Genomic DNA, 9,741 nt, shown 5'->3' with positions numbered 1-9,741 from the left:
GCGCGGGGCGGGAGGCCACGCGCTCGGTGGCGGCGTGCCGGGGTGGGACGGCCAGCCGGAGCAGGTCGGCCCGCGTGCCGGCGTACCGGTGGGCGACGGCGGCGACGAGCTCGGCGATCTCGGGCGTGAGCACGGCGTCGGTGCCGACGACCCGTCGCAGCGGTGCCAGCCTTCCGCCGGTGTCGGCGTGGTCGGAGCGATCGCTGCGCGCGATCAGGAAGCCGTCGACGTCCTGGCTGCCGAAGCGCGCCTTGACCCGCACCCCGGGCACCGCCGCCTCGTCGAGAGCCGCCGGCACGGCGTAGTCGAAGATCCGGTCCAGGTGCGCGGCCGGCAGGTCGAGGAGGACGTGCGCCACCGGCAGGTCGTCGGCGATGGCGGCCTCGGCCGCCTTCCGCGCCCGTGTGGCCTGCGCCTTGCGGGCACCCTCACGCGAGCGATCCCGCACCAGACCGGGCAGGTCCAGTGCGGGATCGTCGTGGCTCACACGTGCGTTTCTATCAGCGCCTGACCTTCGTGGTGGTCGCGGTGCTCACCGTCAGCGTCGTGTAGCCCGGCCGCGTGTAGGTCAGCACGGCACGCAGGCGCTTGCCCCTGTCGCTCCTCTTCAGCCGGTACGACGTCCCGTGCTGCCCCGCACGGCCACCGATCCACGTGATCCTCACCGAGGTGCCGCTGGGCCGGGCGTAGGAGAGCGTCAGCTTCCTGCCCACCTTGGCCGTGCCGCGGATCACCGGCTTGGCGACCACGATGGTCCCGGGTGTCGCGGGCGCGCTGGTGGTCGCCGCCGCGCTGGACGAGGCGGGCGCACTGGACGACTCCGTGGGCGAGGCGGAGTCGGTGGCAGACGCCGAGTCGCTCGCCGTCGCCGAGGGCGTGCTGCTCTCGGACGGCGTCGGGGTCGCGGTGGCGCTGTCCGTCGGCGAGACGGTCTCGGTCGGGGTGGCGCTCGCGGTCGGCGACGAGCTCTCCGTCGGGCTCGGGGTCACCGTCACCGTCGGGGTCTCCGTCGGGGCCGGGTCGCAGGTGTACACGATCGGGTCGTCAATCCACCAGCCGACGAGCGAGGAGTTCCAGTTGCTGTCCGAGTCCGTGCGGAAGGTCCACTGCGGGAGGACGGTGCCGCCCGCGGTGCCGAGGTCCAGCCTGCTCGCCACCCAGCCGTGGCTGTCGCCGCCGAAGGCCTTCAGCGCGCCACCCTGGACCGTGCTCTGCAGCGTCGTGGTCGGTCCGTTGACCCACGTCCTGCCGGACGCGTCGGTCGCGGTCCCGCCGTTGGTGCTGAGCTCGACGGTGCCGCCGCCGTAGTACTTCTTGCTGGTGCGCACCCACTCGTTGAGATACCAGCCCTGGAACCACAGGTAGCTCTGCTGGCCCGCCGGCAGCGTGATCGCGCTCGTGGGCTTCAGCGACACCGCGTCCTTCGTCGGGCCGTCAGCGGCGAGCCAGGAGTCCTGCCCCGACGTCGCGTTGTTGCCCCAGTAGCTGTCCGGCGAGGCCTTGGTGGCGCGCACCCAGCCGCCGTTGTCGTTGGTGGGGAAGCTGAAGCTCGACGTCGACGAGGCCGCCGATGCCTCGCCGTCCCAGAGCGTCCGCACGACCGTGCCGGTCGGGCAGCTCCTCTCGGCATCGGTGGGCTGGCTGGCGCTGGTGGGGGTGGTCCGGAGCTCGGTGGCGAGCTCGACCTTGGCGATCTGGGCGCAGTCCGAGCTCGTGGCGACACCGGCGGTGATGAGCGACTGGCAGCTGGCGTCGAGCTGGTCGGCGAGGTTGGCGTAGTCGGCGCCCGCCGCGAGCTTCTGGTCGACGTCGAGCCAGAGCTTCGCCGACTTCGTCAGGCCGGCGTCGGAGCCGTCGATGCCCGTGATGGTCTGACCGTTGAACGTCCCGCCCTGGCTGATCAGGTAGAACGTCTTGTTGCCGACGCCGGAGTTGAAGTGGACGCCTGCGGAGTCGCAGTAGTCGCTGCAGTAGTCGACCGAGCGGGTGCCGTCCTCGGGACCCTCGTAGAGCGAGCTGGTCATCTTGTCGGGCTGGTCGCAGAGGGTGGGGTCGGACATGCTCCGGATGGCCGTCGACGAGCCGGTGCACGAGGCCGTCGTGCCCGCCGGCAGGTCCTCGCCGAGATACCAGCCGTCGTCGGTGCCGCCGTTCCGGCGGTCGATGATCTCGCCCATGATGTCCGACATCGACTCGTTGATCGCGCCGGACTGACCCCAGTAGAAGAGGTTGGAGTTGTACTGCGTGACGCCGTGCGTCATCTCGTGTCCGACCACGTCGAGCGCGGAGGCGTAGCCGGACCCGTAGTACATCTGCGTGCCGTCCCAGAAGGCGTTCTCGTACGGGCAGTCCTCGCCCGAGATGCACAGTCGGACGGTTGCGGCGAGGTGCTTGGTGCCGGTGGAGTCCTTGAGCCCGAGCAGGCTGGTCAGGTCGAGACCTCCGACGGCGGCGTACATCGCGGACGTGTAGCCGGCGTAGTCGTAGGCGTTGTTGACGTCGGCGACGCTCGACGCCGCGCTCCCCTCGGTGCGAACGAAGCTCGACGGGCTCGTGCAGGGCGAGAGGGTCGAGGAGTCGGCGAGGTGGCTGCTGGTCCCGTTGTAGTCGCACACGACGCGGTCGATGGTCTCGACGTCGTCGTGGTCCATCACGACCGCGCCGGTCGCCGAGTCGATGAAGACCTCGCGCTTGTGGTCGGTGCCGGCGGCCACCTCGAACCGCCAGGCGGCGGCGGGGGCCTTGATCGACGCGCCGGTGATGGCAGGGTCGACGATCCAGCGGCCGGCCGGCTCGACGGCGGCGGAGGCGTCCGCGGAGCCGGAGAGGCCCAGGTAGCGACGCACGAGGGTCGTCGCCTTCGTCTCGTCGACGACGACCGCCGGCGCCTCGGTGAGCTCGGTCGTCTCAGCGGTGAGCTGCTCGAGCGAGCGGTCCGACCGCATCGAGACGATCGCGGTGCCGCCGAGGACGGGGACGTCGTCGACGTACTGATCGAAGCGCACGACGTCCGAGCCGGCGGCCGAGCGCACCGACGTGGTGCGCTCGAGCGTCGTGCCCGGCCGGTCGATGCCGAGCTGCGCGCCGTAGTGCCTCAGCTGCGCCCTGGCCGCCGTGTCGACGCTCGCGTCCTTCGAGACGCCGGGGGTCCGGCGTACGTCCGAGGCGGGCACGAGGATCTGGCGGATCCGCCCGTGGACGGAGACCGACCGCGCGGCGGCACCGTCCTGGGTGTCGGAGGCGGCCACAACGACCACCGCCAGACCGGCGACGACGACGGAGAGGACGGCCGCGAGCGCGGCGATCAGGCGCGATGGATGCACAAGAAGCGATCCTCGCCGAGGTTCACGCCCGATGCAGGCGTTTCACGAGACCCGCCCGACCTGTTACCGGGGTTTCACTCCCCCGTGATGTGGTCAGGCGGCGCCGGCCGCGGCCTTGAGCGCCTCGGCCCGGTCGGTCCGCTCCCAGGTGAACTCGGGAAGCTCCCGGCCGAAGTGGCCGTAGGCGGCCGTCTTGGCGTAGATCGGCCGGAGCAGGTCGAGGTCGCGCAGGATCGCGCCGGGACGCAGGTCGAAGACCTCGAGTACGGCGGCCTGGATCCGGTCGACCGGGACGGTCTCGGTGCCGAAGGTCTCGACGAACACGCCGACGGGCCGCGCGACGCCGATGGCGTAGGCCACCTGGACCTCGGCGCGACGCGCGAGGCCGGCGGCGACGATGTTCTTGGCGACCCAGCGCATCGCGTAGGCGGCCGAGCGGTCGACCTTCGACGGGTCCTTGCCGGAGAAGGCGCCGCCGCCGTGGCGGGCCATGCCGCCGTAGGTGTCGACGATGATCTTGCGGCCGGTCAGGCCGGCGTCGCCCATCGGGCCGCCGACGACGAACTTGCCGGTGGGGTTGATGTGCAGCTTGTAGCCGTCGAAGGGCACCGAGGTCTTGAACTGCTCGAGGACCGGCTCGATGACGTGCGCCTTGACGTCGGCCGCGATCTGCTCCTGGCTGACGTCCTCGGCGTGCTGGGTGGAGAGGACGACGGTGTCGACGCGGACGGCGCGGTTGTCGTCGTCGTACTCGATCGTGACCTGGGTCTTGCCGTCGGGGCGCAGGTAGGGAAGCGTCCCGTCCTTGCGCACCTCGGTGAGCCGCTCGGCGAGGGTCTGCGCGATCTTGATCGGCAGCGGGAAGAGCTCGGGGGTGTCGTCGCAGGCGTAGCCGAACATCAGGCCCTGGTCGCCGGCTCCCTGCTTGTCGAGCTCGTCGACCGAGCCGCCCAGGCGGACGTCCTCGGCGGTGTCGACGCCCTGGGCGATGTCGGGCGACTGCGCGCCGATGGCGACCTGGACGCCGCAGGAGTTGCCGTCGAAGCCCTTGTCGGAGGAGTCGTAGCCGATCTCCAGCACCTTCTGGCGCACGAGCTGGGCGACCGGGGCGTAGGCCTCGGTCGTGACCTCGCCCGCGACGACGACGAGGCCGGTGGTCAGGAGCGTCTCGACCGCGACCCGGCTCTTGGGGTCGTGCTCGAGGAGATAGTCGAGGACCGTGTCGCTGATCTGGTCGGCGATCTTGTCGGGGTGACCCTCGGTCACGGACTCGGAGGTGAACAAGCGTCCAGTCATGGCCGACAGCCTAGGCGACCGGGTGTCAGGGGTTGGACAGCCGTCTCGCTATTTCGTCGCAGATCACGTGGGCGAGCGCCTGCTTGGTGCCCGTGGCCACCTCGATCGGGTCGCGGTCCTTGCTGATCAGCACCGCCGCGTTGTCCGGCTGGCCGAAGACGGCTCCCCCGCTGACGTCGTTGACGACGAGGAAGTCGGCGCCCTTGCGCTCCAGCTTGGCGCTCGCATACTCGGCGACCGTGTGCGTGGCGTCCCCCGTCTCGGCGGCGAACCCGACGATCACCTGCCCTCGCGTACGCCGGCCCGCGCCAAGCTCCGCGAGGATGTCGGGGTTCTGCTCCAGCTCGATGAGCGGGGCGCTGCCGTCGGCGCTCTTCTTGATCTTGGCGTCGCTCGTGGTCGTGGGGCGGAAGTCGGCAGGGGCCGCGGCCATCACGACGGCGTCGGCACTCGCGCTCGCCGCGAGGACGGCCTCGCGCAGCTGTGCCGTGGTCTCCACGCCCACGACCTTCACCCCGGCCGGGGCCGGGAGGGCGGAGTTCGCCGCGACGAGGGTGACCTCGGCGCCACGCGCGGCGGCGGCGCGGGCGATCGCGAAGCCCTGAAGGCCCGACGAGCGGTTGCCGAGGAAGCGGACGGGGTCGAGGTACTCCCGCGTGCCGCCGGCGCTCACCACGACCTGACGCCCGGCCAGGTCGGTGACGCCTCCGCGGGCGAGCACGGCCTGGCAGAGCTCGAAGATCTCCTCGGGCTCGGGCAGGCGCCCCTTGCCGGTGTCCTTGCCCGTCAGGCGGCCCTCGGCGGGCGCGACGACGATGGCGCCGCGGTCGCGGAGCGTCGCGACGTTGGCGACGGTGGCCGGGTGCTCCCACATCTCGGTGTGCATCGCCGGCGCGAAGACCACGGGGCATCGGGCGGTGAGGAGCACGTTGGTGAGCAGGTCGTCGGCCATCCCCCGGGCGGCGCGCGCCAGCGTGTTGGCCGTCGCGGGCGCGACGACGACGAGGTCGGCGGTCTGGCCGATCCGGACGTGCGGGACGTCGGTGATGTTCTCGAAGACCTCGGTGCTCACCGGCTTGCCGGAGAGGGCCTCCCAGGTCGGCGCGCCGACGAAGCGCAGCGCCTCCCGGGTCGGCACCACGGTGACGTCGTGACCGGCCTCGGTGAAGCGGCGCAGCAGCTCGGCGGCCTTGTAGGCGGCGATCCCGCCGGTGACCCCCAGAACGACAGAGAGCCGCGCCCTCGGCGCGGCCTCTGCGGTGGTGTTGCCGGTCAGCTGAGTCTCACTCGGCGAAGGCGTTGGACTCGGCCGCGGCCGCACGGGCGGCGGCCTCCTCGGCGGCGAGCTCGGCCGGGTCGGCCTCCTCGCACGTCAGCAGGTCGTCGTTGATCTCGCGCAGCGCGATCGACAGCGGCTTCTCCTGGACGTGCGTCTCGACCAGGGGGCCGACGTACTCGAGGAGACCCTCGCCCAGCTGGGAGTAGTAGGCGTTGATCTGGCGGGCGCGCTTGGCTCCGTAGAGCACCAGGCGGTACTTGCTGTCGGTCTTGCTCAGCAGGTCGTCGATCGAGGGGTTGGTCACGCCCTGGGCGTCGATCTCGGGGGCAGCCACGTCTCTCTTGCCTCACTGTCAGTCGGGGCGGCGGGTCTCCGGTGGAAGACCGCCGGTGATCAAGGCTACCAACTCGGCGGCGGCAGCGTGAACTTCGCGGTTGACGATGGTGACGTCGAACTCCGACTCCGCCGCCAGCTCCGTCCTGGCCGTCTCCAGCCGGCGCTCCTGCTGCTCGGGGGTCTCGGTGCCACGACCGATGAGACGGCGTACGAGCTCCTCCCACGACGGCGGGGCGAGGAAGACGAACAGCGCCTCGGGCATGGTCTCGCGCACCTGGCGCGCGCCCTGGAGGTCGATCTCGAGCACGGCGGGGCGCCCGGCGGCGAGCGCCTCCTCGACGGGGCCGCGCGGGGTGCCGTAGCGGGCGACCTGGTGCACGGTGGCCCATTCGAGCAGCTGGTCCTCGGCGATCATGCGGTCGAACTCCTCGTCGGAGACGAACCAGTAGTGCACGCCGTTCTGCTCGCCGGGCCGCGGAGCCCGGGTGGTGGCCGAGACGGAGTACCACACCTCGGGGTGGGACTCCCGGATCGCGGCGGCGACGGTGCCCTTGCCGACGGCGGTCGGGCCGGCGAGCACGACCAGCCGTGACCGCTCGGACCCGGGCTCAGCCACGCTGCTCGAACTCGCGGGCGAGCGCGGCGATCTGGTTGACGCCGAGTCCGCGGACGCGCCGGCTCTCGGCGATCTCGAGCCGCTCCATGAGCGCCTTGGCGCGGACCTTGCCGACGCCCGGCATCGACTGCAGCAGGTCGACGACCTTCATCTTGCCGATCACCTTCCCCTGCTCGGAGTCGGTCTGGCCCTGCTCGATCACGGCGATGATCGAGGCGCCGGAGTTCTTGAGCCGGTTCTTCACCTCGGCACGCTCGCGCCGGGAGGCGGCAGCCTTCTCCAGGGCGGCCTGGCGTTGTTCGGGAGTCAGCGGGGGCAGGGCCACGCCGTCACCCTAGGGCATGCCTGGGACTCAGGGGGATCAGAGGGTGAGGGGGGTGTGGCACACGTCCCGGACCTCCTGCTGGACGCCTACGAGAGCGTCCGAGACGGCATCGCTCTGGAGCGCGGTGGCGGCCGCGGCGGTGGCGTCCTCGTCCTTGGACGCGACGGCCCTCCTCAGCCTCTCGACGGCGTCGATGACCGTCGTCCACTCGTCCCGGATGTCGTCGGGCGCCTTGTCGCGCAGGGCACGGAAGTCCGGGAGCGCGTCGATGAGCGCGTTCTTCTCTCCGCTGGCGACGACCTCGCTCAGGTGCTTCTGCCGGTCCTCCACCTCACCGCAGTACGCCGAGGTGCCCCCGCAGCCTGCCAGCGTCGACGTCGCCAGGAGTGCCAGCAGTGCCAGGAGCGAGGGGAGGACGAGCCGGAGGCGCATGCGCCTCAGCGTACGGAGCGGGTGACCTGCGTCGTACGGAAGTTGCCCTCGTTGTCGATCGCCGCCGCCTTCACCTGGAGCCTGCCGGCCTTGAGGCCCTTGATCGCGGGAGTGGACCACCCGCCGCCGGCGGACGGCGTGAGGAAGGTGGGCGACGCGCTGGTCCTCGTGAGCGTCTTCTTCTGGGACGAGTAGCCCTTGAGCCACCGGTGCTTGGCGAAGTCGTAGGCCCACCAGGTCGACCCGCGCCGCTGGGCGACGTAGACCATGACCGTCGAGAGCCCGACTCCGCTGTCGGAGGCGGTGCCCCGGACGGTCCGCCACGACGCCTTCCTGGCCGGCTTCGCCGGTGTCGTGATCGAGACCGCCGGGTCGGTGAGGTCCTCGATCACCGTGACCGACGGCAGCTGGACGTCGCGGCTGTTGTCGTAGCGGTCGGTGAGGTAGACGTGGGGCGTGTAGGTGCCGGGGGTGTCGTAGACGAGCGCGAACGTCGATCCCGACGTCCAGTCCTCGACGCCGGTGCCGTCCCCACTGTCCACCTGGATCGTCGCGTCGGCGTCGGCGGAGCCCTTGAGCAGCGTGAAGGCCGCGTCGACGACGAAGTCGCCGACGGTCTTGTCGTAGCGGGTCCGGAGGTAGTGCGAGGTCGCGTCGAGGCTGAAGGAGCCCGAGACCGTGGTGTCGAGCGCGGGCGTGGTGAAGGAGGTGGAGGCCGGATCGCCCTCCTCGTCGCCCACCAGCGTCGTGACGACCACCTGGTACGTCGTGCCGGCGCCCAGGTCCTCGTAGGCGAAGGTGAGCGAGCTGGCCGTCGCGGGCAGCTCGACGACGTCGACGTACGTGCCGTCGTCCACCCCGTCGTCGAGCATGGCGACGTAGCCGGTGACGGCCGGATCGGCGTTCCGGGTCCAGGTCGCCGCGACGTCGAAGCCGTCGTGGGCGTTCAGCGTCTGCACCGCACTCGCCGAGAGCCCGGTCACGGCGTCTGTCGGCGCCGCTTGGGCCGCCGTCGGGGCGAGCAGCACCGCCAGCACGAGAGCGCCCGCGGCGACCCCCGCCGGAGCCCTCACCGAAGGACCTGGGTGATCTTCTTCAGCGTGTAGTTGCCGTTGGCGTCCAGAGCGGCCGCCTGGAAGAGCAGCTTGCCGCGGGTGAGGCCCTTGATCGCGGGCGTCTTCCACGAGCCGTCACGCGACGGCTGGATGAAGGCCGGCATGGCCTTGGACTTGCTCTCGGTCTTCTTCTCCGAGGAGTAGCCCTTGAGCCACTTGCGCTTGGAGAAGTCGTAGGCCCACCAGACCGACCCGCGCTTCTCGACGACGTACGCCAGCACGACCGAGACGCCCACGCCGGAGTCCGCCGTCGTGCCGCGCACGGTGCGCCACGACGCCTTCTTGCTCGGCTTGGCGGGCTTGGCGATGCTCAGCGAGGGACCGGACTTGTCCTCGAGGATCGTCACCGACGGCAGCTCGACGTCCCCGGTGTTGCCGTAGGCGTCGGTGATCAGCACGTGCGGCGTGTAGGTGCCGGCGGTGGCGTAGCTCAGCTCGAAGGTGTCCCCCGACGCCCATGCCTGCGCGGCGGAGCCGTCGCCCGCGAGGACCGCCCTCGTCGCGCCCGCCTCCAGCGACTGCTGCACCACGTGCGCGGTGGCCTTCGTGCTGAGGGTGTACGACGCGTCGTACGTCGTCGTCAGGTAGGAGGTCCGCACGTCGACGACGAAGGAGCCGGTCGGCGGGGTGGTGTCGAGCGCGGGCGCGTTGAACTGCTTGCCGGTGGAGGAGCCGTCGCTCGGGGCGATCGGCTTGACCAGGACCCAGTAGTCCTGACCGCCGGCGAGCGCATCCGTGGTCAGGGTGGCGCTCGTGACGCTGACGTCCTTGGTGACGAAGACCGTCGCACCGGCGGCGTCCGCCGCGATCTGCACCCGGTAGGTGGTCGCGTCCGGGTTGGCGGTCCACGACGCCGTGACCTGCCAGCTCGTGTGGGAGCCCGGCGCCTGCGCGACGCTCACCGTCAGCCCTGTGACCGCGTCGGTCGCCGCGGCCTGTGCCGCAGCCGGCGCCACCAGCGCCATGCCCAGTGCGAGCAGCGCGACAGCCATGCCCGAGAACAACCTCATGAACGTCCA

9 protein-coding genes and 1 pseudogene are annotated in these 9,741 nt (G+C 71.3%); all 10 read right to left on the bottom strand.

Features of this window, described 5'->3' with window-relative positions; translation table 11 throughout:
• Positions 1–487 (bottom strand): annotated as a pseudogene (locus QM572_RS07005) (primosome assembly protein PriA); the annotation flags it as partial.
• A 13-nt stretch (positions 488–500) separates the two neighbouring features.
• The gene (locus tag QM572_RS07000) at positions 501–3,323 is read right to left on the bottom strand and encodes a M4 family metallopeptidase (RefSeq protein ID WP_415091452.1); all 2,823 of its coding nucleotides are present in this window, start codon (positions 3,321–3,323) and stop codon (positions 501–503) included.
• A gap of 93 nt (positions 3,324–3,416) precedes the next feature.
• Entirely contained in the window at positions 3,417–4,619 is a 1,203-nt protein-coding gene (gene metK, locus QM572_RS06995) for a methionine adenosyltransferase (protein ID WP_415091450.1), read from the bottom strand.
• Positions 4,620–4,644: 25 nt separating this feature from the next.
• The gene (gene coaBC / locus QM572_RS06990; RefSeq protein ID WP_415091456.1) at positions 4,645–5,895 is read right to left on the bottom strand and encodes a bifunctional phosphopantothenoylcysteine decarboxylase/phosphopantothenate--cysteine ligase CoaBC; all 1,251 of its coding nucleotides are present in this window, start codon (positions 5,893–5,895) and stop codon (positions 4,645–4,647) included.
• A gap of 7 nt (positions 5,896–5,902) precedes the next feature.
• Positions 5,903–6,232, bottom strand: coding sequence for a DNA-directed RNA polymerase subunit omega (rpoZ, locus tag QM572_RS06985; RefSeq protein ID WP_415091448.1), 330 nt, complete (start codon positions 6,230–6,232; stop codon positions 5,903–5,905).
• 18 nt (positions 6,233–6,250) lie between these two features.
• Positions 6,251–6,850 carry a guanylate kinase gene (gene gmk / locus QM572_RS06980; RefSeq protein ID WP_415091446.1) on the bottom strand — a complete coding sequence of 200 codons (600 nt, stop codon included), beginning with the start codon at positions 6,848–6,850 and terminating at the stop codon, positions 6,251–6,253.
• Complete coding sequence (gene mihF, locus QM572_RS06975; protein WP_415091444.1) at positions 6,843–7,175, bottom strand: integration host factor, actinobacterial type; 333 nt, start codon at positions 7,173–7,175, stop codon at positions 6,843–6,845. Before mihF ends, gmk begins: the two co-directional genes overlap by 8 nt.
• A 36-nt stretch (positions 7,176–7,211) precedes the next feature.
• On the bottom strand, positions 7,212–7,607 hold the full coding sequence (locus tag QM572_RS06970; RefSeq protein WP_415091442.1) for a hypothetical protein: 396 nt from the start codon (positions 7,605–7,607) through the stop codon (positions 7,212–7,214).
• Positions 7,608–7,612: 5 nt separating this feature from the next.
• Complete coding sequence (locus tag QM572_RS06965; protein ID WP_415091440.1) at positions 7,613–8,680, bottom strand: hypothetical protein; 1,068 nt, start codon at positions 8,678–8,680, stop codon at positions 7,613–7,615.
• Entirely contained in the window at positions 8,677–9,732 is a 1,056-nt protein-coding gene (locus QM572_RS06960; protein WP_415091438.1) for a hypothetical protein, read from the bottom strand. Before QM572_RS06960 ends, QM572_RS06965 begins: the two co-directional genes overlap by 4 nt.
• Positions 9,733–9,741 lie beyond the last annotated feature (9 nt).

This window comes from Nocardioides sp. (assembly GCF_047607365.1).
Taxonomy (GTDB): Bacteria; Actinomycetota; Actinomycetes; order Propionibacteriales; family Nocardioidaceae; genus Nocardioides.
Note: the sequence above shows the minus strand (reverse complement) of the source record. Positions and strands in the feature narration are given on the sequence as shown.

Excerpts from the sequence above, each read along its gene's own strand:
- metK (WP_415091450.1), bottom strand. The coding sequence starts at position 4,619 with ATGACTGGACGCTTGTTCACCTCCGAGTCCGTGACCGAGGGTCACCCC.
- QM572_RS06970 (WP_415091442.1), bottom strand. The coding sequence starts at position 7,607 with ATGCGCCTCCGGCTCGTCCTCCCCTCGCTCCTGGCACTGCTGGCACTC.
- QM572_RS06960 (WP_415091438.1), bottom strand. The coding sequence starts at position 9,732 with ATGAGGTTGTTCTCGGGCATGGCTGTCGCGCTGCTCGCACTGGGCATG.